This is a genomic window from Sphingomonas endophytica, assembly GCF_001476895.1.
Lineage (GTDB): Bacteria > Pseudomonadota > Alphaproteobacteria > Sphingomonadales > Sphingomonadaceae > Sphingomonas > Sphingomonas endophytica_A.
Genome location: NZ_LDTB01000022.1, coordinates 1 through 26,199 on the forward strand (window position 1 = coordinate 1; position 26,199 = coordinate 26,199).

Consider the following 26,199-nt stretch of genomic DNA (forward strand, 5'->3'; position numbering starts at 1 on the left):
GCTGCCGTGCGACCGCGCGGTCGCGGTGCCGAGCGCCAGCCCGGATGCCCCCACGGAACCGTTCACGCGCGCGACCGCGATGCCGGCGGGCTGGCGCTGGCGTATTCCGCTGCGCCATCGCGTCGGCAACGGTTACGTCCATGCCAGCGCCTTCTGCGACGAGGCCGCGGCGACGGACGCCCTGCTCGCCGGACTGGACGGCACGGCGTTGGCGGAGCCACGCGTCCTGCGCTTTCGCGCCGGCCGGCGGCGACGCAGCTTCGTCGGCAATGTCGTCGCGATCGGGCTGGCGTCCGGATTCCTCGAACCACTGGAATCCACCAGCATCTATCTGGTGCAGGCCGCGATTACCGCATTGGTCGAGCATTTTCCCGACGCCCGCGTCGCCGATGCCGATCGCGACGGGTTCAATGCGGCGATCGACGCGGAATATGACCGCATCCGCGACTTCCTGATCCTGCACTACCATGCCACGACGCGGGATGACTCGCCGTTCTGGGATCATGTCCGTACCATGACCGTGCCCGACAGCCTGGCCGAAAAGATGGCCTTGTGGCGAGCGTCCGCGCAGGTCGCGCACTATCGTCACGGCCTGTTCCTGGAGCCGAGCTGGATCGCGGTCTATCTGGGTCAAGGGATCGTGCCGGGGGGCTGGGATCCGCGCGCCGACCTGCCGGATGGGGCTGGTCTGGATCGTGCCTTGTCAGGCCTGTCGCGCGCGATCGCCGAGCGGGTCGCGCGGATGCCGCATCATGACGCGGCGCTGGCCGCGATCGCCGCGACGGCGCGGGCATGAACAACCGCGCGCTGCCGGCGCACATCGCGATCGTCGGCGGCGGGCCGGTCGCGCTCGCAGCCGCCACCGCCTTCGCCCAGGCGCTGCGCGGCGTGGCGGTGACGCTGGTCCCCACCCCCGTCCCGGAAGCGGCACTGGCGGACCGCTGGCCGCTGGCGCTTCCCTCCGCGCACGCGATGCTGGCACGACTGGGCTGTCCACCGGATCTGCTGCTGGCGCGCGGAGTTGCCGTGCCCCGCGCCGCGTCGCGCTTCCTCGACTGGAGCATCGACGGCGCGCCGTGGCTGGTCGCGGACGAGCCGGTTCCCGGCGCGGGCACCGCTGCGCTCCATCAACTCTGGTTGCGCGCCGGAACGCCCATCCCCTTCCACGCGCTGCACCCGGCGAGCGTCGCGGCGGAAGCCGGCGGCGTGGCGGCGGGTGCGGAGGTGGCGCTGCATCTGGAGGCGGCACGATTATCGCGGGCGCTGGCCTCGCTGGCGCGGCAAGGCGGCGTGGTGGTCGCGGCCGCACCGCTCCTGGATGTGCTGCGCGCCGATGGCGAGGTTGCGGCGGTGAAGCTTGCGGACGGTGGCCGCGTCACGGCCGATCTGTTCGTCGATGCCACCGGTCCGGCGCGGCTGCTGGCGACCGCTGCAGGGTTCGAGGAGTGGCGCGACAGCGTGCCGTGCGACCGGGTCACGATCGAGACGATCGCCTGTACGGGGGCGCTGCTCGACAGCTATCGCGCAACCGACACCGGCTGGGTCGCGGACTGGCCCGGAGCGCGGGTGACGGCCGGTCCGGACGGCGGCGTCGCGATCACGCCCGGCCGGCTTGCCGAGGCGATACGCGGCAACGTGCTGGCGCTGGGCGAGGCGGCGGTTCAGCCTGGGCCGTTGGGACGCGCCGGCTTCACGCTGGCGCTGGCGCAGATCGCGCTGGCGCTGGAGCTGTTGCCGACCGGCCACGACACACCGTTGCTGGCCGGCGAATACAACCGGCGTGCCGGTCAGCGTGCCGACCGGATGCGCGACTTTCTGGCGGCGCATTATCATGGCGGCGGCCGACGCGGGCCGGGAGCGGTCCCGCCGTCGCTGGTCCCGATCCTCGAACAGTTTCGCCGTCGTGGCAGCGTGCCCGCCGCCGATGAGGATTGCGTCGAGCGCGACGCGTGGATCGCGGTCCTGCTGGGACAGGGGCTCCGTCCCGAACGGGCCGATCCGATCGCGCTCGGTATCCCGCCGGACGTGGCGCGACGCGACATCCTCGACCGCGCGACGCGGCTCCGCACCGCTTATGGAAAGCCCCGCTCATGACCGCCGCGCCGATCGAACATGTCGTCATCATCGGCGGCGGCACCGCCGGCTGGATGATGGCGGCGGCAGCGGGTCGCTATCTGGACGACGGGCGGCGGCGGATCACGCTGGTGGAATCGGAGGCGATCGGCACGGTCGGCGTCGGCGAGGCGACGATACCGTCGATCCGCAACTTCAACGCGCTGATCGGCGTCGACGAAGCGGAATTCCTTCGCGCGACACGCGGCAGCTTTAAATTGGGGATCGAATTCGTCGACTGGGAGCGGCGCGGCACGCGCTACGTCCATCCGTTCGGCCATTACGGGCGCGACATTCAGGGACTGAACTTCCACCAATTGTGGCTGAAGCTGCGCGGGCGTGACGGGATCGGCGCGATCGGCGACTATTCGCCCGCGACGGTGGCGATGGCGAACGGCGCGTTCGGCTGGCCGCAACCCGACCCGCGCTCTCCCCTCTCGGGTCTGGCCTATGCCTACCACTTCGACGCCGGATCGTACGCCGCCTTTCTGCGCGAGCGTGCGGAGGCGGACGGCGTGGCCCGCGTCGAGGGACGGATCGTGGCGGTGGAGCGCGCCGAGGACGGCGACGTGGCGGCGGTGCGGCTGGAAGACGGCCGGCGGGTCGCGGGCGATCTGTTCATCGACTGTTCCGGATTCCGCAGCATGCTGCTCGGCGAGACGCTGGGCGGGGCATTCGAGGACTGGTCGCACTGGCTGCCGTGCGACCGCGCGATCGCGGTGCCGACCGGGCGGACCGAGCCGCTGCTCCCCTACACCCGCGCGACCGCCCATGCGGCGGGGTGGCAGTGGCGCATCCCGCTGCAACATCGCACCGGCAACGGCATGGTCTACGCCAGCCGCTTCATGGACGACGACGCGGCCGAGCGACTGCTGCTATCCAGCCTCGACGCGGCGCCGACCGCGGCGCCGCGCCGTCTGTCGTTCACGGCCGGTTTCCGCCCACGGCCCTGGGAACGCAACGTCGTGGCGCTGGGGCTGGCGGGCGGGTTTCTCGAACCGCTGGAATCGACCAGCATCCACCTGATCCAGCAGGGCATTTCCAAGCTGTTCGCGCTGTTTCCCGACACCGCCCTTTCGGCGGTCGAGCGCGACGAATACAATCGGCAGATGGGCGACAATTACCGCTCGATCCGCGATTTCATCATCCTGCACTATCACGCCACGACGCGCGACGACTCACCGTTCTGGGATCACGTGCGGACGATGGCGGTGCCGGACACATTGCAGCGGAAGATCGCGCTGTTCCGGCAAAAGGGCCGGTTCTTCCGCTATGACGACGAACTGTTCGCGACGCCCAGCTGGGTGGCGGTGATGCTGGGTCAGGGTATCGTTCCCGAGGGGTACGATCCGATCGTCGATGCGCTGGACGAGGAGCGGACCGCCGCCGCGCTGCGTCAGATGCGACAGGCGACCGCGGCGGCCGTTGCCGGCCTTTCCCCGCATCATGCGGTACTGGAACGGCTGGTCGGCGACCACGGCTGAGCCCGGTCGCCGGCGCGCGCGATCAGAACTCAGACCAGTCCTCGTCGACGACCGCCAGCGCCGCGCCGCTGGTTCCGGTCACCGGGCGGCGCGACGATCGGGCGATCGCACGCCCGGCCTGCACCGCCCGTGCCTGAAGTTCGTGGACCGGCGACCCCGTGGCCGGCACGGGCGCGGGACGCGAATTGGGATCGAGCCGGAAGCGCGCGACTTCGGTCCTCAGCCGGTCGGCCTCCTCCGCCAGACTGCGCGCGGCAGCGTTCGCCTCCTCGACCATCGCGGCATTCTGCTGCGTCACGCCGTCCATCTCCGACACGGCGGTGTTGACCTGTTGCAGCCCGGTCGCCTGCTGCTCGGCGGATTCGGCGATCGTCGACACCAGCGCGCTGATCTCGCCGATGCGCGCGATGATCCGCTGCAGCGCCTTGCCGGTCTCGCTGACCAGCGCCACGCCCGCATCGACCTGCTCCGTGGATGCCAGGATCTTGGTCTTGACGTCCTTGGCGGCGTCGGCGGACCGCTGCGCCAGCGCCCGTACCTCCGACGCCACGACGGCGAAGCCCTTGCCCGCGTCGCCGGCGCGCGCCGCCTCGACACCGGCGTTGAGCGCCAGCAGATTGGTCTGGAAAGCGATGCCGTCGATGACGCTGATGATCTCGCTGATCTCGGTCGAGGATCGCTCGATCCCGCCCATCGCGTCCACCGCGCGCCGCACGACGTCGCCGGAATTCTGCGCTTCCTCCCGCGCCTCCTTGACCGCCGCATTGGCGCGACGCGCTCCGGACGCGGTTTCGCGGACGGTCGAGGTGATCTCGTCCATCGCGGCGGCGGTTTCCTCCAGGCTGGCCGCCTGCTGCTCGGTACGCTGCGACAGGTCGTCGGAGGCCTGCCGGATATCGGCGGCACCGCTGTTGATGCCGTTGGTCGCGTCGCTGACCGCGCCGATCGTGCCCGACACCGCATCCATGGCCCGATTGAAGTTCCGCCGGAGCCCCTCGTAATCAGCGGAGAAGGCGCGGTCGATGCGATAGGTCAGATCGTTGTCGGCCAGCCGGCCCAACCCGGCGCCCAGCGCCTCGACCACCTCCCGCTGCGCCGTCTCAGAGGCGGTCAGCGACTCGCCGTTCCGACGGAACACGTCCATCGCCTTGGTCATGCGCCCGACGCAATCGCGCGAATCGGTATAGCGGATCGGCGTAACGTAATCGCCGTTCGCCAGCCCCTCCATCCGGACGACCGTGCTCACATAGGGATCGCAAACCAGCGTCCGCGAGACGATCGCGACCAACCCCACCAGCACGACGACCGCGACCGCACCGCCGATCGAAAGCGCAGCGGGCAGATATCCACCGACCGCCGCCAGGACCAACCCCAGCGAAACCATCGACAAGGCGGTATAGCCAATACCGAGGACCATGAACTTGGTCCTGATCGGCGCCATGTCGCGGAACCACTTGATCATTGCTGCCCCTCCTGGCCGAACAATGCGCGGCGAACTGGATTTTGATCGAGCGGCTATGACAGCAAGTCGTGAATCCGGCGTAAATGACGATAAGCGTTACGCTAACTTGGGTTAAAAAGCGCCTATGCGGTGGCGCCGATCGCGGCCGCCGCCAGCCCACGTACATTCACCCGCGCACGCAATCGCGCGGCCAGCAGCGCGGTGCCGCTGATCTTGCGCTGGACGAAGAGGGTTTCGACATGGGGCACGTGCCAGCTGGAGCGATCGGCGATCATCGCTTTCGCCTCCTCCCGCACCACGGGTACAAACGCTCGGTCGCCGAAATCGAACGAGCCGGGGCGGTTCAGTGCCGCGTCGATCGCGGCGATGATCCGGTCGATCGCGGGGCCATGGGCCGCTACCGCCGCCTGACCCAGAAACCCCGTCTCCACCGCCACGTCGCGGATCCGGTCGCGATCCCGCGCCAGCCCGGCCTCGATCAACCGGCGATAGGATCCAATCGTGTCGGCGGGCACGGCGCGCGCGGCGCCGAAATCGAGCAGCACCAGCGCGCCACTGTCGGTCTGCCACCGGTAATTGGCGAAGTTCGGATCGGTCTGCATCACCCCGAACTCGAACAATTCGCGCAGGACCAGCGTCACCAACGCGGTCATGGCGGCATCGCGAACATCCTGCGGGGCATCGGCCAGCGTCTCGATGGCGCGGCCCTCGACGAAGGTCATGGCCAGCACCTTGCGGGTGGTCAGCGACTCTTCCAGCATCGGCACGACGTACCGCGGATCACCCGCCAGTCGCTGACCGTAGCGGCGCATCTGTTCGCCCTCGCGGACATAATCCGCTTCCTCCACCAACTGCCGCTTGGCCTCCTCCAGCAAGGGGCGCAGGTCGAGTGTGGCGGGCAGCAATCCCGACACGCGCAGCAGCGTGGCGACATTGTCGACATCCGATCCGATGCTGTCGGCGACGCCCGGATATTGCACCTTGATCGCCAGCGTTCGCCCGTCCGGCAAGGTCGCGCGATGCACCTGCCCGATCGACGCGGCGGCGATCGGCGCGGCCTCGAAATGACGGAAGCGACGTCGCCAGTCCTTGCCCCACTCCTCGCGCAGCACCCGGTCGAGCTGTTGTGGCGGCATCCGGTATGCCTGGTTGCGCAGACGCGCGAGGATCGTCTGCAACTCCGGCGGCAACACGTCGCCGGCATCCATGGAAATCATCTGCCCGAGCTTCATCGCCGCACCGCGCAGATGCGACAGCCGGTCGGCGACGCGCGCGGCGTTGCCGGGGGTCAGCACCAGATCGCCGACCCGCGGACGCTCGCCCGCCGCCAGCCGCCGTGCGCCCTCCGCCAGCATCCCGCCCGCCACGCCGCCGGCCAGCCGCCCGAAACTGCCGAGCCGCGCGATCCGCCCGCTGGGTACCGCGCGGTGCCGGGCGTTCGCCCCATCGTCATCCTGTCGCATACCGCCTCAGCGCGGCAACGCCCCGGCGGTTCCGGTCAGACCCGTGACAGCAACCGCCGCGCCTGCGCCAGATGCGGCGCGTCGATCATCCGCCCGTTGAGCTGCAACGCCCCCGCGCCCGGCGCCGCAGCGAAAGCGGCGACGATCCGCCGCGCGTCGGCGACCTGCGCCTCGGTGGGGGTGAAGGCGGCATTGATGACCGGCACCTGCGCGGGATGGATCGCCATCATCGCGGTGAAGCCATCGCGCGCGGCGCGGCGGGCATAGCCGTCCAGCCCCGCCATGTCGCGGAACGCCGGATAGACCGTCTCGATCGCCGCCACGCCGGCGGCATGCGCGGCGAACAGCGTCAGCGAGCGCGCCAGTTCATAGGGCGGCGTATAGCGCCCGTCGTCCTCGCGACTGGTGGCGGCACCGATCGCGGCGGGCAAGTCCTCCGCACCCCAGGTCAGCCCCGCCAGCGGCACGCCGCAGCCGGCATAGCTGCCGAGCTGGAAGATCGCGGCGGGCGTCTCGGTCGCGATCGGCAGGATCGGCGCGGCGATCCCTGACGCCGCCAGCCGCGCCGCCAGTGCCCGCACGCTCGCCGCGCCCTCCGCCTTGGGAAGGACGACCGCGTCCGGCGACAGGCCGTGCAGCGCCGCCAGATCCGCCTCGCAGAAGGCGGTGTCGAGCGGATTGACGCGCACGAACATCGCCACGTCGCCGCGCTCCCCCCGCAGCCGCGCCGCGACCGCAGCGCGCGCCACCGGCTTGGCATCGGCGGCAACCGCATCCTCCAGGTCGAGGATCAGCGCGTCGGCCCCGCTCGCTGCCGCCTTGTCGAACCGCTCCGGCCGGTCGCCCGGCACGAACAACAGCGAGCGCAGCCTCATGCCGCCACCTTGCGGATCAGCGCGGTGCGCAGGCACTGGCACACTGTTTCATCGCGCTGGTTGAGCAGCCGATGCGCGAAGGTGACGATCCCCGCGTCCGGTCGCGATCGGCTCTCCTTCAGCTCATGCACCTCGGTTTCGGCGCGCAGCGTGTCGCCGATGAACACCGGTCTGGGCATGACCAGTCTGTCATAGCCGAGGTTGGCGACCAGCGTGCCGAGCGTCGTGTCCCCGACCGACAGTCCCACCATCAGCGCGAAGGTGAACGTGCCGTTGACCAGGATCTGCCCGAACTCGCTGGCGCGCGCCGCCTCCGCATCGAGGTGCAGCGGCTGCGGGTTATGGGTCATGGTCGAGAACAGCAGATTGTCGGTCTCGGTCACGGTGCGGCGAATTTCGTGGACGATCCGGTCGCCGACCTGCCATTGATCGAAGCAACGCCCCGCCATCACGTGTCCTCCCGATCGATCCGCACCAGCAGCGTGCCCTCGGTCACCTGCACGCCCTCCTCGACCTTCAACTCGGCGACCACGCCGTCGAAGGGGGCAAGCAGCGCCTGTTCCATCTTCATCGCCTCCAGCACCAGCAATCGCTCGCCACGTGCGACGCGCTGGCCGGCGGCGACCGGCACCGCGATTACCCGCCCCGGCATCGGCGCGAGCAGCGCTCCATCGCCATCGCCCGCTCCGCCGGCATGATCGGCGCGGCGGGGGCCGAACGGCCATGCCTCTCCCTCGGCGAATAGCACCTGATCGACGGCGATGGCCGTGGCGCGATCGTCGGGCGTCGCCACATACGGCTGGCCCGCCACCTCGATCGCCACTGTCATGACCGGCGCGGCATTGGCGCGGAAGCCGCGCAGTGCGCGCCACGGATCGTCGCCGGCGGGCGGGAGGATCGCGGCGGCCGCCGCCGACAGCACCGCCGCCGATGGCTGGCCGGACGGGATCAGCGCGTCAGCATGGCGCGCGATGAAACCGGTATCGACGTCCCCCGCCACGAACGCCGGATGCGCCGCCGCGCGCGCCAGAAACGCGGCATTGGTGCGCACCGGCCAGACCTGCACGCCGCGCGCCGCCCCCGCCAGCCGCCGCGCGGCGTCGGTGCGCGTCGGGCCGTGAACGATCAGCTTGGCGATCATCGGGTCGTAATAAGGCGTGACCGCTCCGCCCTCATCCACCCCGCTGTCGACGCGCACGCCGTCCGGGAAGCGTAGCCGGTCAAGCGGTCCGGTCGAAGGCAGGAAGCCGGTCGTCGGATTCTCGGCGTAGAGCCGCGCCTCCATTGCCCAGCCGGTGATCGACAGTTCGTCCTGCCGCTTCGGCAGCGGCTGGCCGGAGGCGACGCGCAGCTGCCATTCGACCAGATCCTGCCCGGTGATCGCCTCTGTCACGGGATGCTCGACCTGCAGCCGGGTGTTCATCTCCATGAACCAGATGCGGTCGGCGCGCAGCCCCTCCGAACCGTCGGCGATGAACTCGATCGTGCCCGCGCCGACATAATCGACCGCCTTCGCCGCCCGCACCGCCGCGTCGCACACCGCCGCGCGGGTCACGGCATCCATGCCGGGCGCGGGCGCTTCCTCGATCACCTTCTGATGCCGGCGTTGCAGCGAGCAGTCGCGCTCGAACAGGTGAACGACCTGCCCGTGCGTGTCGCCGAACACCTGCACCTCGATATGGCGCGGCGACAGAATGTATTTCTCGATCAGGACGCGATCGTCGCCGAACGCCGCCGCCGCCTCGCGCTGACAACTGGCCAGCGCCTCTGCGAAGTCGGCGGATGCATCGACCTGCCGCATCCCCTTGCCGCCGCCGCCCGCCACCGCCTTGATGAGCACCGGATAGCCGATCGCATCCGCCTCCGCGCGCAGCCGGTCGGGCGCCTGATCCTCGCCCAGATAGCCCGGCGTCACCGGCACGCCCGCCGCGATCATCCGCGCCTTGGCGGCATCCTTCAGCCCCATCGCGCGGATCGCGGCCGGCGGCGCGCCGACCCACACCAACCCGGCGGCGATCACCGCCTCCGCAAACTCGGCATTTTCCGACAGGAAGCCATAGCCGGGGTGAATCGCCTGCGCGCCCGTTGCCCGCGCCGCCTCCAGCAGGCGGTCCTGCCGCAGATAGCTGTCGGCGGCGGGCGCGGTGCCGATGCACACCGCCTCATCCGCCTCGCGCACGAACGGCATCGCGGCATCGACATCGGAATGGACCGCGATCGTGCGGATGCCCATCGCGCGCGCGGTACGGATGATGCGGCGGGCGATCTCGCCGCGGTTGGCGATCAACAGGCTCTCGATCATCGCGGTCACATCCGAAACAGGCCGAAGCGCGCACGCTCCGGCACGGGGGCGTTCAGCGCGGCGGCGAAGGCGAGGCCCAGCACGTCGCGGGTCTGCACCGGATCGATGATCCCGTCGTCCCAGAGCCGCGCGGTGGCGTAATAGGGGTTGCCCTCGTCCTCATACTTCTGCCGGATCGGTGCCTTGAAGCGTTCCGCCTCCTCGGGCGTCCATGTCTCCGCATCGCGGTGGACGGTCGCGAGCACGCTTGCCGCCTGCTCGCCGCCCATCACCGAGATCCGCGCATTGGGCCAGCTGAACAGGAAGCGCGGCGAATAGGCGCGGCCGCACATCCCGTAATTGCCCGCGCCGAAGCTGCCGCCGATCAGCACAGTCACCTTCGGCACCGACGCGGTGGCGACGGCGGTGACCAGCTTCGCGCCGTTCTTCGCGATCCCCTCCGCCTCATATCTGCCGCCGACCATGAAGCCGGAGATGTTCTGGAGGAACAGCAGCGGTATCCGCCGCTGGCACGCCAGTTCGATGAAATGTGCCCCCTTCAGCGCCGATTCACTGAACAGCACGCCGTTATTGGCGAGGATCGCGACCGGCATCCCCCAGATATGCGCGAAGCCGCATATCAGCGTCGTGCCGTACAGCGCCTTGAACTCGTGGAAGTCCGATCCGTCGACGATCCGCGCGATCACCTCGCGCACGTCATAGGGCGCGCGCACATCCTGCGGGACGATGCCGTACAATTCCTCCGCGTCGAGCAGCGGCGCGCGCGGCGTCGCCAGCGTCACGTCGGACGCTGGCTTCGCGCCCAGCGTCGCGACGATATCGCGGACGATCAGCAGCGCATGTTCGTCATTTTCGGCGACATGATCGACCACGCCCGATCGCCGCCCGTGCGTGTCCGCCCCACCCAGTTCCTCTGCGGAAATCACCTCGCCGGTCGCCGCCTTCACCAGCGGCGGGCCGGCGAGGAAGATTGTGCCCTGGTTGCGGACGATCACGCTTTCGTCGGACATGGCGGGGACGTAGGCGCCGCCGGCGGTGCAGCTGCCCATCACGCAGGCGATCTGCGCGATCCCCTCCGCCGACATCTGCGCCTGGTTGAAGAAGATCCGCCCGAAATGCTCGCGGTCCGGAAACACCTCCGCCTGATGCGGCAGGTTGGCGCCGCCGCTATCGACCAGATAGACGCACGGCAGCCTGTTCTCGCGCGCGATTTCCTGCGCGCGCAAATGCTTCTTCACCGTCATCGGGAAATAGGCGCCGCCCTTTACGGTCGGATCGTTGGCGACGATCATGCACTCGCGCCCCGACACGCGCCCGACGCCGGCGATCATCCCCGCGCCAGGGGCGACGTCTTCATACATGCCGTTCGCGGCCAGCGCGCCGATCTCCAGAAACGGCGCGGCCGGATCGAGCAGTCGGTCGACGCGGTCGCGCGGGAGCAGCTTGCCGCGCGCGACGTGGCGCGCGCGATGCTGCTCCGACCCGCCCAGCGCGGTGCGGGCGGTCCGCTCGCGAAGCTCGGCCGCCAGCGCGCGATTGTGCGCATCATTGGCGCGGAAAGTATCGGCGCCGGTATCGACCAGCGAGCGCAGCACCGTCATTGCGCGCGCGGCGCGTCATGGCCGATCAGCTCGCGCCCGATCAGCATCCGCCGCACCTCGTTGGTGCCCGCCCCGATGTCGAGCAGCTTGGCGTCGCGCCAATATCGCTCCACCGGCCAGTCCTTGGTATAGCCGGCCCCACCCAACGCCTGGATCGCCTCGCCCGCCACCTTCACCGCGCTCTCCGACGCCAGCAGGATGCACCCCGCCGCATCGAAGCGCGTCGTCCGCCCCGCGTCGCACGCCTTCGCCACCGCATAGACGTAGGCGCGCGACGAATTCAGCGCGACATACATGTCGGCCACCTTGGCCTGCATCAGCTGGAACTCGCCGATCGGCCGCCCGAACTGCCGACGTTCGCGGACATAGGGCAGCACGGTGTCGATACACGCCTGCATGATACCGAGCTGGATGCCCGACAGCACGACGCGCTCGTAATCCAGTCCGGACATCAGCACCTTGACGCCGCCGTTCAGCGGCCCCATCACCTGTTCGTCGGCGACGAAGCAATCGTCGAACACCAGCTCGGCGGTCGGCGATCCGCGCATCCCGACCTTGTCGATCTTCTGACCGATCGAAAAGCCGGCGAAATCCTTTTCGATCAGGAACGCGGTGATCCCGCGTGATCCGGCCTCGGCATCGGTCTTCGCATAGACGACCAGCGTGTCGGCATAGGGCGCGTTGGTGATCCAGAACTTGGTGCCGTTCAGCCGCCAGCCGCCGTCCACCTTCGTCGCGCGCAGCTTCATCGATACGACATCGGACCCGGCCCCCGCCTCCGACATGGCCAGGCTGCCGACATGTTCGCCGGAGATCAGCTTCGGCAGATATTTCGCCTTCTGCTCTGGGCTCCCCCAGCGGCGGATCTGGTTGACGCAAAGGTTGGAATGCGCGCCGTAGCTGAGCCCGATCGCGGCGGAGGCGCGGCTGACCTCCTCGCACGCGACGACATGCTCCAGATAGCCGAGTCCCAGACCGCCGTCCGCTTCCTCGACGGTGATGCCGTGCAGCCCGAGCGCGCCCATTTCCGGCCAGAGTTCGCGCGCGAAGCGATCTTGCGCGTCGACCTCGGTCGCGATCGGCGCGATCCGGTCCAGCGCGAACCGCCGCACCGTGTCGCGGATCGTGTCCGCCATCTCGCCCAGCCCGAAATCCAGGTCCATCGCTCTCTCCGTCGGTTCTTGCCGCCAGCCTAGGCCCGTCCCCGGCAATCGCAAAATTGAAAGACCTGCAAGAAGCGCATAGGTTTCGTCTATGATCGATCGCTATCATCTTCGCTATTTCCTGGCGGTCGTCGACACCGGCAATTTCTCGCGCGCGGCGGCGGCGTGTAATGTGTCGCAACCCACGCTGTCGGTTGGGATCGCCAAGCTGGAGAAGTCACTCGGGCGCCCGCTGTTCGCGCGCACCAATCGCCGCGTGGCGATGACCGATGCGGGCGCTGACCTGCTGGCCCATGCCCGGACCATCGAAGCGGGCTTCGCCGCCGCCGAGCGCGCCGTAGCCGGGGCGGCAGTCGCGCGAACATTGCGGCTGGGCGTGCTGAGCACGACGCCGCGCCGCTGGATCGAGCGGTTCCTGTCCACGCAGGCCGACCGCATCGAGATCGTCGAGGGGAACGAGCGGGAGTTGCGCGCGCGACTGGGCCGCGGTCGGATCGACGCGGCCCTGACGATCCTGCGCGACGGCGGGGGGCGGGCCGTGCTGACCGAAGGCTATTCGCTGGCGTTGGCCGCCACGCATCCGCTCGCCGGGCGGGCGCTGATCCGTGCCGAGGAACTGGCGCATGAGCCGATGATCGTGCGGCGGCATTGCGAGTTGCTGTCCGAAACCAGCCGCTTCTTCACCGCGCGCGGCGTCCGGCCGTTCTTCCCGGCACGCACGGTCAGCGACGACAGGGCACTGGCCTATGTCCGCGCCCGCCTGGGCATCACCATCATGCCCGACGGCTTTCGCGAGTCCGGGGTGGTGCGCGTGCCGCTCGACGGATTCGACGCGACGCGCGAGATCGGCGTCGTCGTCGCGCCGCATGCCGATGCGCGGACGCTCGAACCGGCGTTGGCGGCGCTGACCGACGCCATCGCGCGCGACGCAGACGGGGGTTGAGCCGGACCGTGCGTCGCCGTTACGACGGCGGCCATGTTCACCGCGCTCCGCATCCTGCTGAAGATCGTCATCGGCTTCGTCGTCCTGTCGCTCGTCTGGGTCGGGCTCTATGCGATCGTGCCGGTGCCGTTCACCATGACGATGGCAGGCGACCTGATCAGCGGCCATTCGGTGACGAAGGACTGGACGCCCCTGTCCGAGATCGACCCCAACATGGCGCGCGCGGCGATCGCGGGCGAGGACAGCAAATTCTGCACCCACCACGGGTTCGACTGGAATGCGATCGCCGGGGCGGCGGTCCACAATGCCGATGGCGGGCGGATCCGCGGCGGATCGACGATCAGCCAGCAGACGGCGAAGAACACGTTCCTGTTTCAGGGCGGCGGCTATCTCCGCAAGGCGCTGGAGGCTTGGTTCACCGTCCTGATCGAGACGATCTGGGGCAAGAAGCGTATCATGGAAGTGTATCTCAATATCGCCGAGACCGGCATCGGCACCTATGGCGCGGAAGCGGCGGCGCAGCGGTACTTCCACCATTCCGCCGCGCATCTGACCCCGGTCGAGGCGGCGCGGATCGCCGCCGTCCTGCCGCTGCCCAAGAAGCGGGAGGCGGTCGCGCCGACCGGGTTCGTGCGGCGGCGCGGCAACCAGATCGCCCGCTATGTCGGGATCGTGCGGCGTGTCGGGCTGGATTCCTGCCTGCGTTGAGGGTCAGCCGACCGCGATCACGCGATCGCCCAGCCGCTCCGCCTCGCGCAGGTCGTGCGTGACCATCAGGATCGGCACCGCGCGCGTATCGCGCACCCGCTCGATCGCACGCATCGCCTCCTCGCGCCGGGCGGGGTCGAGCGACGACAGCGGTTCGTCGAGCAGCAGGAACGCGGGATCGCTGAGCAATGCGCGTCCGATCGCGACCCGCCGCGCCTCGCCCCCCGACAGCGTGCGCGGCCAGCGGCGCAGCAGGTGCACGATGTCCAGCGTCTCGGCCACCTCCGCCAGTCGCGATGCATCGGGCGCGCCGTAGAGCAGGTTCGCCTGGACGCGGCGATGCGGGAACAGCCGCGCATCCTGAAAGACATAGCCGGCGCGTCGTTGTTCGGGTGGAAGATTGGTCGCACCGTCGAACAGCGTCCGCCCGCCGACCCGCACATGTCCGCCCGCAGGACGCAGCAACCCCGCGATCATGTCGAGCAGGCTGGTCTTGCCGACACCCGACGGGCCGACCAGCACCGTCAGCCCGTCTCCCGCGACGAACCGCCCGCCGACCCCGACGTCGCCGCGTCGCGCGCGAACGTCCACGTCAAAGGACATGAACGCCCCGCCCGGCACGTCGCACCAGCGCCTCCGAAACGATCAGCGCCACCAGCGAGAGCGCCACGGAGACGGCCGCCAGCCGCCACACCTCGGCCTCGCCACCGGGCCGCTGGAGCGCGGCGTAGATGGCGAGCGGCAAGGTCTGCGTCTCGCCCGGCACGTTGGAGACGAAGGTGATCGTCGCGCCGAACTCGCCGATCGCGCGCGCCAGCCCCAGCACCACCGCCGCCGCGACGCCGGGCGCGGCCAGCGGCAGCGTGATGGTCGCATAGGCCCGCCAGCGGCTCGCCCCCAAAGTCCGTGCCGCCTGCTCCAGCCGCCGATCGACCGACTCGATCGACAGCCGCATCGCGCGCACCATCAGTGGCAGCGCCATCACCCCGGCCGCGATCGCCGCGCCGGTCCAGCGGAACAGCACACTCACGCCGAACCAGCGCTCCAGCACGCCACCGACCGGCCCGGCGGGCGCGAAGGCGAGCAGCAGCATCCAGCCGGTGACGACCGGCGGCACCACCAGCGGCAAGTGCACCAATCCGTCGAGGAACACCTTGCCCGGAAACCGCCACCGCGCCAGCACCCATGCCAGCACGAACGCCACCGGCAGCGCGCCGAGCGTCGCGGTGCCGCCGACCAGCATGGTCAGCCGGACGATCGGCAACAGTTCGCTCAACGTGCCGCGAAACCGCGCCGCGCCAGGATCGCCTGCCCGGCGCGCGACAGCAGGAAACGGCGGAAGCCTTCCGCCTCCGGGCTGGTGCCGGCAGTCAGCCGCGCGATCGGATAGACGATCGGCGCATGGCTGCGCGGCGGAAACGCGCCGGCGATCCGCACGCCCTGCGCGGCGCGCGCGTCGGTGGCATAGACGATCCCATAGGGTGCCGCCCCGCGTTCGACCAGCGCCAGGGCGGCGCGGACATTCTCGGCGCGCACCACGCGCGGTGCGACTGCCTGCCACGCGCCGAGCCGGGTCAGCGCCTCACGCCCGTACTTCCCCGCGGGCACGCTGTCGGGATCGGCCATCGCCAGCGCGCCCCCGCCAAGGATTCGGCCGAGTGCCGCGCCCTTGGTCGACGCGACGCGCGGAAGCCCCGGGCGGGACACGACGACCAGCTGATTGCGGGCCAGCACCGCACGCGTACCCGCCACGACCAGCCCGCGCTTCTGGATATCGTCCATCCAGTCGGCATCGGCGGACACGAACAGGTCGGCGCGCCCCCCCGCCGCGATCTGCCGCGCCAGCGCCGATGAGGCCGCGAACGACAGGCGCGGGCGTTCGTGCCCTCCCCTCCCCCAGGCGTCAGCGGCATCGGTCATCGCTTCCTGAAGGCTGGCGGCGGCGAGGACCAGCGGGCCCTTCTCCTGCGCCAGCGCGGCGGGCGCGAGCGTCAGAAGGGCGAGGATCGAAAGGAGGAAGCGCATCGCATGGGTCATGGCATCCTGCAGCAGCGGAGACAATCCGGCGAGGTCCCTGGTTCCGGCGTGGGGCGTCATAGGCCGCGCTGCGCCACAGGCCGCCCCGCCTCCCCGGGGGACCGCTACCGAAATTCCTCCGTCATGCCGGACTTGTTCCGGCATCCACGGTGCCGAAAATGCATCTGCGGGCGTCGGTTTCCATGCCTCATTCCGTCTGTCACCCCGGCGAAGGCTGGGGTCCATGGTTCCGCAATAGCAACGACGTTCGCATGTGCGGAACCGTGGATGCCGGAACAGGTCCGGCATGACGGGGGATGTTCGCAGAGGTTCGTGAACACCGGGCGACGGCAGGACCTGGAGTGAGGGAGAGGCTCCCTCAGCCCTCGTCCCCCATGCGGAGCGCGGCGATGAACGCTTCCTGCGGAATCTGCACGCTGCCGTATTCGCGCATCTTCAGCTTGCCCTTCTTCTGCTTTTCCAGAAGCTTGCGCTTACGCGTGATGTCACCGCCATAACATTTGGCGGTGACGTCCTTGCGCATCGCGCTGATCGTCTCGCGGGCGATCACCTTGCCACCGATCGCCGCCTGAATCGGGATCTTGAATAGATGGCGCGGGATCAACTCCTTGAGCCGCTCGCACATCCCCCGCCCGCGCGTCTCGGCGGTGCCGCGGTGGACGATCATCGACAGCGCGTCGACCGGCTCCTCGTTGACCAGGATGCTCATCTTCACGAGGTCGCCCTCGCGATGGCCGATCTGGTGATAGTCGAAGCTGGCATAGCCCTTCGACAGCGACTTCAGCCGGTCGTAGAAGTCGAACACCACTTCGTTGAGCGGCAGTTCGTAGGTCGCCTGCGCGCGACCGCCGACATAGGTCAGGTTCTTCTGGATGCCGCGCCGGTCCTGACACAGCTTCAGGATCGACCCGAGGTATTCGTCGGGGACGTAGATCACAGCCTCGATCCACGGCTCGCTGATCGACGCGATCTTGTTGGGATCAGGCATGTCGGCCGGATTGTGCAGGTCGATGTGCCCGCCGTTATGCGTCAGTTCGATCTGGTACACCACGCTCGGGGCGGTCGTGATCAGGTCGAGGTCGTATTCGCGCGTCAGCCGCTCCTGGATGATCTCCAGATGCAGCAGCCCCAGGAAGCCGCAGCGGAAGCCGAAGCCCAGCGCCGCACTCGTCTCCATCTCGAAACTGAACGACGCGTCGTTCAGCCGCAGCTTGGAGATGCTCTCACGAAGCTTCTCGAAATCATTGGCATCGACCGGAAACAGCCCGCAGAACACCACCGGCTGGACTTCCTTGAACCCCGGCAGCGCCTCGGCTGTCGGCTTCTTGGCATCCGTCAGCGTGTCGCCGACGCGCGCCTGTGCCACGTCCTTGATCTGCGCGGTGATGAAGCCGATCTCGCCCGGCCCGAGATCGGCGAGCTGCTCGATCTTCGGCCGGAAGCAGCCGACGCGATCGATCAGGTGCGTCGTCCCGGCCTGCATGAACGTGACCTGCTGTCCTTTACGCAGTGTCCCGTCGACGACGCGCACCAGGATCATGACGCCCAGATACGGGTCGTACCACGAATCGACCAGCATCGCCTTCAGCGGCGCGTCCGCGTCACCCTTCGGCGCCGGAATCTTCTTGACGATCGCCTCGAGGATGTCGGCGATGCCGATCCCCGACTTCGCGCTGGCCAGCACCGCCTCCGACGCATCGATGCCGATCACGTCCTCGATCTCGGTGCGGACCTTCTCCGGCTCGGCGGCGGGCAGGTCGATCTTGTTGATGACCGGCACGATCTCGTGATCGTGTTCGATCGACTGATAGACGTTGGCGAGCGTCTGCGCCTCGACACCCTGCGCCGCGTCGACCACCAGCAGCGCGCCCTCGCACGCCGCCAGCGACCGGCTGACCTCGTAAGCGAAGTCGACGTGGCCCGGCGTGTCCATCAGGTTCAGCGTATACGTCTCGCCGTCCTGCGCCGTGTACGACAGGCGCACGGTCTGGGCCTTGATCGTGATCCCGCGCTCCTTCTCGATCTCCATGTTGTCGAGCACCTGCTCGCTCATCTCACGGTCGGTCAGCCCGCCCGTGGCCTGGATCAGGCGATCGGCCAGCGTCGACTTGCCATGGTCGATGTGCGCGATGATCGAAAAATTGCGGATCGTGTTGAGCGGCGTGGTCATGATCCCCGCGCGCCTAGCGCAGCGCGACGCGCAGGGCTAGGGCTGTCGAGAAGCGACCATTTTGTACAATAGCTTTCTCCGCGTCTTTCTCGTGACACGTGCGCAACGTAAGATTCTCGAATCGGAAGCCGTCGCGAACGGAGGACGGCAGCAATGGGGGATCGCGTGACGCGTAATCTGATCGTCTCGATGCTGGCCGGGGCCAGCCTGTTCGCCACAAGTCCGGTGGCGGCGCAAAAACTGGCCAACGCATCCTCCGGCCAGCGACTTCAGGAAAAGACCGCCGCCGACGTCCCGCACTGCACGCGCAAGCTGGGCACGCTGTCGATCGTCGATGGCGACAACAGTTCCTATTGGACCGCCTGGTCGCTGGCGCCGCCGTCGAAGCTGCTGAAGGTGCTCGTCGCGCGCTCGGGCTGCTTCAATCTCGTCGATCGCGGCAGCGGGCTGAACGCGGCGGAGAAGGAGCGCGCGATCGGCGGCAACCTGGGCCTGCAACGCGGCGCGAACGTCGGCCAGGGACAAGTGAAGGCGGCCGATTACGTGCTGGTCGCCGAGGTGCAGGGCGCGAATGCGAATGTCAGCGGCAGCGCGGTCGCCGGCGGGGTCGGCGGACTGCTGGGCGGCCGCGTCGGCGGGTTGCTGGGCGGACTGAAGAGCAAGAAGATGGAGGCGAACACCGTCCTGTCGCTCACCAACGTCCGCACGACCGAGACGATCGCCACCGAGGAAGGCTATGCCGCCAAGAACAACCTGTCGCTGGGCGGCGGGGGCTTCTTCGCGGTCGCCGGCGCGGCGGGCGGCGGCTATGACAATACCGAGATCGGGCGGATCGTCACGCTGTCGTTCATCCAGGCGTACAGCAAGATGGTCGATTCACTCGGGCTGGTGACCCCGGGCACGGCGGGCACGGCCGAGGCGGCGCCCGCCAAGACCTTCACCACGCAGGCGCCGGTCGCGCTGAGAGCGTCGGCGGCGGCCGGGGCCAAGGTCATCCGCACCATCCCGCAGGGTCAGACGGTCTATCCGACCGGCAAGAAGGACGGCCTGTGGTGGGAGGTCGCCGACGAGAACGACAATGTCGGCTGGGTGCTCAACACGAAGCTGGCGCCAAGCGGGCGCCCCGACGTGACCCGCGAGAACGAGATCCACTGATCGCGCCGATCCACGCCGCCGCTCACGTCGCGGCGTGGATCGCCTCCAGCGCGTTCAGATAGCGTCGCGACCCCTCGCCCCTGATCAGCGCCCAGCGCACGCCGCGCCGCTCGAGTTCGCGTCGAGACAGGTCGAAAAAGCGCTGTCGGTCGCGCGCGGTCCCGAACATCCGCGTCCCGTCCTCCTGCCACGGCAGGTCGATGTCGAACAGCAGGTAGAGGTCGGCCGTCGCATCCCAGCGATCGAACCACGGATCACGCCGCCCGAACATCATGTCGGCCCACACGGCGGTCATCAGCGGATCGGTGTCGAGGATCACCGGCCAACCGCCACCTTCCACCGCCTTGCGCGCCTTGGCATCCTGCGCCTGCGCGATGACGAGCAGATCGGACATGTTGAGATTGGTTCCATAGGCCTCGCAATAGGTGCGCCCGAATTCGGCAACCCATGGCACGTCGAAATGCCGCGCCAGCCGCGGTGCCATCGTCGACTTGCCGGTGCTTTCCGGCCCATGCAAACAGACGGAACGCACCGTCACACCGGCACCACGCGCCACCGCCCGCCCGCCGCGCCGGACCAGCGCGCCAGTCCCCACACCGCCAGCGCGAGATAGATAAGGTAGAGAGCCGCGAACAGATAAAGCCCTTTCGACAGGTAGAGCGGCACCGACGCGACATCGACCGCAATCCAAAGCCACCAATTCTCGAGACGTCGGCGCGCCATCAGAAGCTGCGCGGCGACGCTGGCCGACGCGATCGCGGCATCCCACCACGGCAGCGCCGCGTCGGTCCAGCGATGCATGGCCGCGCCCCATAACAGCGCACCCAAAGCGATGCCGGTCAGCCAGCGCAGCCGGTCGCGCAACGCCAGTGTCGCGACCGGGACATCTCCGGTTTCCGCCTGCGCGCGCCGCCAGTGCCCCCAGCCATACAGGTTGGCACCCGCGAAGAAGAGCTGGAGCATCGCATCGGAATATAGCCGCGCCTCGAACACCACCGCCCCCAGCAGCAGCACGGCGGCGATCCCGGTCGGAAACGTCCAGATGCTGCGCACCGCCGCGAGCGCAACGCAGGCGATTCCCAATCCGGTAGCGATCCATTCGACCAGCGACATCGTGCGCGACACTAATCGCGCCTCCCCGCAAAAACAGCGTCGATTCCCCGCTTGCGCTACAAAAATCCGCTGATATAAGCCGCGACCTGCCCGGCGGTGATGCCGCGGGGCATCTGGTCGGGGAATAGCTCAGCCTGGTAGAGCACTGTCTTCGGGAGGCAGGGGCCGGAGGTTCGAATCCTCTTTCCCCGACCAATTCTCCTCTTCGTGAGGTTATCCCGCTATCGCGATGATGAACATGGTTGAGGCCGGTTCATTTCCACCATTCCGCCCACGATCGCCATCCGCGCGGCCGTGCTGTCGCGCCACCAACGCCGTGGCGTGAGCGCAGGGACTATGTCGTGGAGACCGGGTGACGGATCCGATGCTCCGCCACCCGATGATCGTCACTTCTGTGTGACGGCACCCGCAGCCGGCACGACCGCCGCCGGTGCGGCGACGGCGAGCGGCGCCTGCACGGCCGGAACGGCGACCGGCACGTCCTCATCGACGAAGCCCTTCACGACGGTTCCGGCCGGAACGCGCGCGCTGGTTCCGGTCATGAAGAAGCCGGCCGGCAGGAAGACCAGCGCGGACGCCGCCACCGCGCCGACGCCGCCGGCCACGCCCTTGTCGTCGAAACTGCCCGACAGCCGTATCTGGCGCCCGTTGACGGTCAAATACACGATGCGGGCCGACAAATGCCCGGACTTGCCCCACATCCCCTTGTTCTTGACCTCGGTGATCTCACCCATCGCCGGCGTGCCGACCGGGATCACGTTGACGCCGTTCACCAGCACCGGCTCGGCGGTTTCCAGGTGAAAGCGCTGGCCGACCCGCAACTTCTTGCCCTTGGTCGTCAATTCTTCCGACAGCTTCAGCGGGATCTCGGTACCGACCCGAAGCATCGTGCCGCCAGGCGCGGCCGCGATCGGAGCAACCTGCGCGGTGGCGGCCAGCGGCGACGCAAGCAACATCGCGCCCGCAAGCGCGCTACAGAAACCTTTCACGATATATCCCCCAGTCATGCGAGTGCCCCTCGACTCGCATGAGATAGTAATGACGGTTAAATCGCTTCGCGCAATCCGCAGAGTCTTATGATCGCGCACGTCCGCCCTTTCGCGGAACCGCGCCGGGAGGCGACGGCACCAATCATCCGCTGATGCGTAAGAGGCGCTTACCCATTCAGGAGCGCCCCGATGAGCGGACCCCAACTCTTCCAGTCACTCGACGTCGGCGGCCTGACGCTGCCCAACCGCATCGTCATCGCGCCGATGTGCCAATATTCGGCGGTCGATGGCTGCATGAACGACTGGCATCTGATCCATCTCGGTCAGCTGGCGCTTTCGGGCGCAGGGTTGCTGACGATCGAGGCGACGGCCGTCGAACCTGTCGGCCGGATCAGCTACGCCGACATCGGCTTATGGGATGACGTGACCGAAGCGGCGATGGCGCGCGTCCTTCAGTCAGTGCGGCGCCATTCCGACATGCCGATCGGCATCCAGCTCGCCCATGCGGGGCGCAAGGCGTCCACCGACCTGCCGTGGAAGGGAGAAGGACAATTCGCGCCCGACCATGCCAATGGATGGCAGACGGTCGCCCCCTCCGCCCTACCCTATGCGTCGGGTGAACATCCGCCGGTCGCGCTCGATCGGGACGGGCTGGCGCGGATCCGCGATGCCTTTGCCGCCGCGGCACGGCGCGCGGCGACGCTCGGCATCGATCTCGTGCAACTACACGGCGCGCACGGCTATCTGCTCCACGAATTCCTCTCGCCGCTCTCCAACGATCGCGACGACGAATATGGCGGATCCCTGGAAAACCGGATGCGCTTTCCGCTGGAGGTGTTCGACGCGGTGCGCGCCGCCTTCCCTGCCGACCGCCCCGTGACGATGCGTGTGTCCGGAACCGACTGGGTGCCCGACGGATGGGACATCGAACAGACCGTCGCCTTCGCAGTGGCTCTGGAGGCGCGCGGCTGCGCCGGCATCCACGTGTCGAGCGGCGGGCTGGACCCGCGGCAGCAGATCCCGGTCGGACCCGGCTATCAGGTGCCGCTGGCGCGCGCGGTCAAACAGGCGATATCGATCCCGGTGGTCGCCGTCGGCCTCATCTCCGACCATCAACATGCCGAGGCGATCGTCGGCACCGGGGACGCGGATGCGATCGCGTTGGCGCGCACGATCCTCTACGATCCGCGCTGGCCCTGGCACGCCGCCGCCACGCTCGATGCGCGCGTGAAGGCGCCGGCGCAATACCTTCGCTCGCAACCCCGCCAGTACCGGCATCTGTTCGACGTGGAAGGCAGCGCGGAAGACTGACCCGCGCGGCGCGCGTCAATAGGCGCGCGCCACCGCGAAATCGACCGCCTCGATCATCGCATCCTTGATCGCGCTGTCGGGGAAGATCGCCAGTGCCTCGACGGCGCGCTGCCCGTAATGGCGCGCGCGTGCCAACGTGTCGTCGACCGCGCGGGTGCGCCGCACCAGATCGACCGCATGTGCGAAATCGGCATCGGCGGTGCGGCGTCCCTCGACCGCATCGCGCCAGAAGGTGCGATCCTCGGCCCCGCCGCGCGCATAGGCCAGGATGACGGGCAGCGTCATCTTGCCCTCCCGGAAGTCGTCGCCGGCATCCTTGCCCATCGTGCCCGCGTCGCTGGTATAGTCGATCGCGTCGTCCACGAGCTGGAACGCGATCCCCAGATTGCGGCCATAGGCGTCCAGCGCCACCTCCTCCGCGTCCGGGCGCTCCGCCACGATGCCGGCGATCCGGCACGCGGCGGCGAACAGCGCGGCGGTCTTGGCATGGATGATGTCGAGGTAACGCTCCTCCGGCAGGTCCACGCGCCGCGCGGCGGTGAGCTGGTTCACCTCGCCCTCCGCAATGACCGCCGAGGCGTTCGACAATATCTCCAGCGCGCGCATGTGGCCGCCGGCCACCATCAGCTCGAACGAACGCGAGAACAGGAAGTCGCCGACCAGCACGCTGGCGGGATTGCCCCAGATGATGTTCGCGGTCCTCTTGCCACGCCGCAGGTCGGAACCGTCCACGACATCGTCGTGCAGCAACGTCGCGGTGTGGATGAACTCCACCGCCGCCGCCAGCAGGTGATGGCGATCGCCCGCATAACCGACCAGCTGCGCGCCGGCCAGCGTCAGCATCGGGCGCATCCGTTTGCCGCCGCCGGCGATCAGATGCCCCGCCAGTTCGGGGATCAGCGGAATGTCGGATCGCATCCGCTCCACGATCACGGCATTGACGTGATCCATGTCGCGCGCGACCAGCCCGATCATCGGATCGAGCGAGGGCGTGTGTCCGGGAAGGCGGTGCAAGGTGGCGCTCATCTGTTCCTGCCCTTACGGGGAGGCACGCGCGCAACGCAAGCGCGGGCTTGCCCCCACGTCCATCGGCCCGCATGAGAAATTCGCAACACGAGGCAGGGAAGCGCGATGACCGACGACATTCTGAAGGGCTATCGCAGGAGCATCGACAATATCGACGCGGCGCTGGTCTGCCTGCTGGCGGAGCGGTTCAAGATCACGCAGGCGGTCGGCGCGTACAAGGCGACCAGCGGCCTGCCCGCCGCCGATCCGGGGCGCGAGGAGGCGCAGATCGCGCGCCTGCGGCAGTTGAGCGAGGATGCGGAGCTGGACCCGGAATTCTCCGAGAAATTCCTGCGCTTCATCATCGACGAGGTGATCCGCCACCACCGCGCGGCCGCCGCGCGCTGATTCGCGGCGCGCCTCAGCGCGGACGCAGCGCCGCCAGCCGCGCCATCGCGGCATCGCCGAACTGGCGCAGCCGCATCCGCTCATACGCACCGAAATCATCACGGGGCGCACGATCGAGCACGCACAGCGCGCCCAGCGGCATCCCGCCATCGACCAGCGGCGCTCCGGCGTAGAAGCGCACCTGCTGTCCGTCGATCCGCAGCGGATTGGCGGCGAAACGCGGATCCGCAAGCGAGTCGGCGATACAGAACAACTGGTGCGGCGTCATGATCGCATGGCCGCACAGCGACGTGCGGCGGCTGTACGTGCGTGAGGTCACGCCCGACGTGGCGATCAGATACTGCCATTCCTGATACAGGATCGTCACCGCCGCCATCCCGGTGGCCAACGTCCGGCGGCAGTCGTCGAGCAGCATCTGCAAGCCGGGATCGTCCCGCGCCGCCAGTGCCCCCGAAGTCAGCACGGCCTGCTCGCGCGCCACCTCGTCACCCGGCGTCGGAGCTGGCTCGTAAAAGGTGACGCCCATGCGACAATGTTCCCAAAATCACCGCAAAAGTAAGATCTTGGCGCGAAATCGAAAGCCCATCTCGCACCATAGTGGTTGAGGTTGATGCAGGTCAGATACGGAACAATCAATATACTACCGCTAGCTCAGTACACTTTGTAAAAATGTGCGCGTCGCCGCCCAGCTCCGCGCGTCGGCGCGTTCGTCATACGCGAAACCAGGCTATCGCCGGGCATCGAGCGGTCGGTGAACCCATGTCCGGCATGACCATTCACCTGCATCTGCCAGTCCGCCTCGGCCGTGGTCAGTTCCTCACCCAGCGCGACCAGCGCGGCGGGCGGCGCCAGCGGATCATCCCAGCCGTGACAGACCAGCAGGCGCGTCGCGATCGGTGTGACGCTGTCGTAATCGGGTCGATCGTAAACGCCGTGAAAGCTTACGCCGGCGCGCAGCCCTAGGCCGGCACGCGCCATGTCGAGCACGCATTTCCCGCCGAAGCAGAAGCCGATCGCCGCCAAGGCATCCGGATCCACCTCGTCCTGAGCGGACAGCGCCGCGAGCGCCGCCCGCAGCCGCTCGCGCAGCAGCCCGCGGTCGGCGTTCAACTCATCCATGTAACGGCTGGCCCCCGGCCCGCGCTGCGTCCGCCGTCCCTGTCCGAACAGGTCACACGCAAAGGCGGCATAGCCCAGCGCCGCCAGATCCTCCGCCTTGCGATTGTCGGCCTCCTTCTGCCCGAGCACGTTCGGGATCACCAGCACGCCCGGTCGCGGGCCCGCCATGGAATCCTCCCAGGCGAAGACGCCCTCGAAAGGGCTGCCGGGTCCGTCATGGACGATGGTGCGCCGCTGGACGGTCATCTCGCGCTCTCCTGTTGTGTCGTGCCCCGCTTTCGCTAGATCGGGGCGCTCAACCGGGCAAGCGTAGGACGTCAGGGTGCAGGTCAGGAAGGACGATCCGAGCAATCCGGCGGTCGCACCGCTGCTCGCGGCACATGTCGCGGAACAGCGCGCCAATACGCCGCCGGGCTTTTCCTTCGCGCTCGATGCCAGCGGCCTGTCCGCGCCCGGCGTCACCTTCTGGTCGGCATGGGACGGCGACGCGCCGGTCGGTATGGGGGCGCTACGCGCGATCGACACGACCAGCGGCGAGGTGAAATCGATGCGCACGGTCGATACGTGGCGCGGGCGCGGCGTCGGCCATGCGATCCTGTCCGCGATCGTGGCCGAGGCACGATCGCGTGGCTATGCCCGGCTGTATCTGGAAACCGGCACCACCGATGCGTATGGCCCGGCGCTATCGCTCTACCGGCGCGCCGGGTTCGTATCGTGCGACGCCTTCGCCGATTACCAACCCAGCCCGCACAACCAGTTTCTGACGCTGATCCTCTAAC

The 26,199-nt window shown here is 68.6% G+C and carries 26 protein-coding genes and 1 tRNA gene; 10 read left to right on the plus strand and 17 right to left on the minus strand.

What is annotated here, in order from left to right; translation table 11 throughout:
* The 3 genes from NS334_RS07765 to NS334_RS07775 form a co-directional block, all read left to right on the plus strand.
* Positions 1-796, plus strand: a 796-nt coding sequence (locus NS334_RS07765) for a tryptophan 7-halogenase (protein WP_193753029.1), incomplete at its 5' end; no start/stop codon positions are given.
* Positions 793-2,094, plus strand: coding sequence for a tryptophan 7-halogenase (locus NS334_RS07770; protein WP_058755407.1), 1,302 nt, complete (start codon positions 793-795; stop codon positions 2,092-2,094). The genes NS334_RS07765 and NS334_RS07770, both read left to right, overlap by 4 nt.
* On the plus strand, positions 2,091-3,596 hold the full coding sequence (locus NS334_RS07775) for a tryptophan halogenase family protein (protein WP_058755408.1): 1,506 nt from the start codon (positions 2,091-2,093) through the stop codon (positions 3,594-3,596). Before NS334_RS07770 ends, NS334_RS07775 begins: the two co-directional genes overlap by 4 nt.
* Positions 3,597-3,618: 22 nt before the next feature.
* On the opposite strand, the gene NS334_RS07780 is transcribed toward NS334_RS07775, so the two are convergent.
* The 7 genes from NS334_RS07780 to NS334_RS07810 form a co-directional block, all read right to left on the minus strand.
* Complete coding sequence (locus tag NS334_RS07780; protein ID WP_058755409.1) at positions 3,619-5,058, minus strand: methyl-accepting chemotaxis protein; 1,440 nt, start codon at positions 5,056-5,058, stop codon at positions 3,619-3,621.
* A 122-nt stretch (positions 5,059-5,180) separates the two neighbouring features.
* Positions 5,181-6,521 (minus strand): ABC1 kinase family protein, encoded by a 1,341-nt coding sequence (locus NS334_RS07785; protein ID WP_058755410.1) that lies wholly within the window; start codon positions 6,519-6,521, stop codon positions 5,181-5,183.
* 35 nt (positions 6,522-6,556) lie between these two features.
* Positions 6,557-7,396 carry an HpcH/HpaI aldolase/citrate lyase family protein gene (locus NS334_RS07790; protein ID WP_058755411.1) on the minus strand — a complete coding sequence of 280 codons (840 nt, stop codon included), beginning with the start codon at positions 7,394-7,396 and terminating at the stop codon, positions 6,557-6,559.
* Positions 7,393-7,845 carry a MaoC family dehydratase gene (locus NS334_RS07795; protein ID WP_058755412.1) on the minus strand — a complete coding sequence of 151 codons (453 nt, stop codon included), beginning with the start codon at positions 7,843-7,845 and terminating at the stop codon, positions 7,393-7,395. The genes NS334_RS07790 and NS334_RS07795 overlap by 4 nt, the downstream gene beginning before the upstream one ends.
* Positions 7,845-9,698 carry an acetyl/propionyl/methylcrotonyl-CoA carboxylase subunit alpha gene (locus NS334_RS07800; protein WP_058755441.1) on the minus strand — a complete coding sequence of 618 codons (1,854 nt, stop codon included), beginning with the start codon at positions 9,696-9,698 and terminating at the stop codon, positions 7,845-7,847. The genes NS334_RS07795 and NS334_RS07800 overlap by 1 nt, the downstream gene beginning before the upstream one ends.
* 5 nt (positions 9,699-9,703) lie before the next feature.
* Positions 9,704-11,299, minus strand: coding sequence for a carboxyl transferase domain-containing protein (locus NS334_RS07805; protein WP_058755413.1), 1,596 nt, complete (start codon positions 11,297-11,299; stop codon positions 9,704-9,706).
* Positions 11,296-12,462, minus strand: a complete 1,167-nt coding sequence (locus NS334_RS07810; RefSeq protein WP_058755414.1) for an isovaleryl-CoA dehydrogenase — start codon at positions 12,460-12,462, stop codon at positions 11,296-11,298. The genes NS334_RS07805 and NS334_RS07810 overlap by 4 nt, the downstream gene beginning before the upstream one ends.
* Positions 12,463-12,553: 91 nt before the next feature.
* Between NS334_RS07810 and NS334_RS07815 the strand changes: the two genes are divergently transcribed.
* Both NS334_RS07815 and mtgA read left to right on the plus strand, forming a co-directional pair.
* A complete protein-coding gene (locus NS334_RS07815; RefSeq protein ID WP_058755415.1) occupies positions 12,554-13,405 on the plus strand; it encodes a LysR family transcriptional regulator in 852 nt (283 codons plus the stop codon).
* Between the two features lie 33 nt (positions 13,406-13,438).
* The gene (mtgA, locus tag NS334_RS07820) at positions 13,439-14,113 is read left to right on the plus strand and encodes a monofunctional biosynthetic peptidoglycan transglycosylase (RefSeq protein ID WP_058755416.1); all 675 of its coding nucleotides are present in this window, start codon (positions 13,439-13,441) and stop codon (positions 14,111-14,113) included.
* Positions 14,114-14,116: 3 nt separating this feature from the next.
* On the opposite strand, the gene NS334_RS07825 is transcribed toward mtgA, so the two are convergent.
* From NS334_RS07825 to lepA, 4 genes are all read right to left on the minus strand, one after another.
* On the minus strand, positions 14,117-14,716 hold the full coding sequence (locus NS334_RS07825; RefSeq protein ID WP_058755442.1) for an ATP-binding cassette domain-containing protein: 600 nt from the start codon (positions 14,714-14,716) through the stop codon (positions 14,117-14,119).
* On the minus strand, positions 14,706-15,356 hold the full coding sequence (modB, locus tag NS334_RS07830; RefSeq protein ID WP_058755443.1) for a molybdate ABC transporter permease subunit: 651 nt from the start codon (positions 15,354-15,356) through the stop codon (positions 14,706-14,708). The genes NS334_RS07825 and modB overlap by 11 nt, the downstream gene beginning before the upstream one ends.
* Before the next feature lie 29 nt (positions 15,357-15,385).
* Positions 15,386-16,150: a molybdate ABC transporter substrate-binding protein gene (gene modA / locus NS334_RS07835; RefSeq protein ID WP_153002636.1), complete on the minus strand. Its 765-nt coding sequence runs from the start codon at positions 16,148-16,150 to the stop codon at positions 15,386-15,388.
* 358 nt (positions 16,151-16,508) lie between these two features.
* The gene (gene lepA / locus NS334_RS07840) at positions 16,509-18,320 is read right to left on the minus strand and encodes a translation elongation factor 4 (protein ID WP_058755417.1); all 1,812 of its coding nucleotides are present in this window, start codon (positions 18,318-18,320) and stop codon (positions 16,509-16,511) included.
* 189 nt (positions 18,321-18,509) lie between these two features.
* Between lepA and NS334_RS07845 the strand changes: the two genes are divergently transcribed.
* Complete coding sequence (locus NS334_RS07845; RefSeq protein WP_058755445.1) at positions 18,510-19,475, plus strand: SH3 domain-containing protein; 966 nt, start codon at positions 18,510-18,512, stop codon at positions 19,473-19,475.
* A 22-nt stretch (positions 19,476-19,497) separates the two neighbouring features.
* Here the strand turns inward: NS334_RS07845 and NS334_RS07850 are convergent, their stop codons facing one another.
* Entirely contained in the window at positions 19,498-20,070 is a 573-nt protein-coding gene (locus NS334_RS07850) for an AAA family ATPase (RefSeq protein WP_083500329.1), read from the minus strand.
* Entirely contained in the window at positions 20,010-20,588 is a 579-nt protein-coding gene (gene pnuC / locus NS334_RS07855) for a nicotinamide riboside transporter PnuC (RefSeq protein ID WP_058755447.1), read from the minus strand. The genes NS334_RS07850 and pnuC overlap by 61 nt, the downstream gene beginning before the upstream one ends.
* Positions 20,589-20,706: 118 nt before the next feature.
* Between pnuC and NS334_RS07860 the strand changes: the two genes are divergently transcribed.
* Positions 20,707-20,783: transfer RNA gene (locus tag NS334_RS07860), tRNA-Pro, on the plus strand.
* Positions 20,784-20,974: 191 nt separating this feature from the next.
* Here NS334_RS07860 and NS334_RS07865 read toward each other — a convergent pair.
* The gene (locus NS334_RS07865) at positions 20,975-21,544 is read right to left on the minus strand and encodes a hypothetical protein (RefSeq protein ID WP_153002637.1); all 570 of its coding nucleotides are present in this window, start codon (positions 21,542-21,544) and stop codon (positions 20,975-20,977) included.
* Between the two features lie 222 nt (positions 21,545-21,766).
* Here NS334_RS07865 and NS334_RS07870 point away from each other — a divergent pair, with 222 nt between their 5' ends.
* Positions 21,767-22,888: an NADH:flavin oxidoreductase/NADH oxidase gene (locus NS334_RS07870; RefSeq protein WP_058755419.1), complete on the plus strand. Its 1,122-nt coding sequence runs from the start codon at positions 21,767-21,769 to the stop codon at positions 22,886-22,888.
* Between the two features lie 15 nt (positions 22,889-22,903).
* On the opposite strand, the gene NS334_RS07875 is transcribed toward NS334_RS07870, so the two are convergent.
* Positions 22,904-23,914, minus strand: coding sequence for a polyprenyl synthetase family protein (locus NS334_RS07875; protein WP_058755420.1), 1,011 nt, complete (start codon positions 23,912-23,914; stop codon positions 22,904-22,906).
* A gap of 105 nt (positions 23,915-24,019) precedes the next feature.
* Between NS334_RS07875 and NS334_RS07880 the strand changes: the two genes are divergently transcribed.
* Entirely contained in the window at positions 24,020-24,301 is a 282-nt protein-coding gene (locus tag NS334_RS07880) for a chorismate mutase (RefSeq protein ID WP_058755421.1), read from the plus strand.
* 13 nt (positions 24,302-24,314) lie between these two features.
* Here the strand turns inward: NS334_RS07880 and NS334_RS07885 are convergent, their stop codons facing one another.
* Complete coding sequence (locus tag NS334_RS07885) at positions 24,315-24,827, minus strand: GAF domain-containing protein (RefSeq protein WP_058755422.1); 513 nt, start codon at positions 24,825-24,827, stop codon at positions 24,315-24,317.
* A 125-nt stretch (positions 24,828-24,952) separates the two neighbouring features.
* Positions 24,953-25,666 carry a dienelactone hydrolase family protein gene (locus NS334_RS07890; RefSeq protein WP_241491861.1) on the minus strand — a complete coding sequence of 238 codons (714 nt, stop codon included), beginning with the start codon at positions 25,664-25,666 and terminating at the stop codon, positions 24,953-24,955.
* A 76-nt stretch (positions 25,667-25,742) separates the two neighbouring features.
* On the opposite strand from NS334_RS07890, the gene NS334_RS07895 reads away from it, so the two are divergent.
* On the plus strand, positions 25,743-26,198 hold the full coding sequence (locus NS334_RS07895; RefSeq protein ID WP_058755423.1) for a GNAT family N-acetyltransferase: 456 nt from the start codon (positions 25,743-25,745) through the stop codon (positions 26,196-26,198).
* Position 26,199 lies beyond the last annotated feature (1 nt).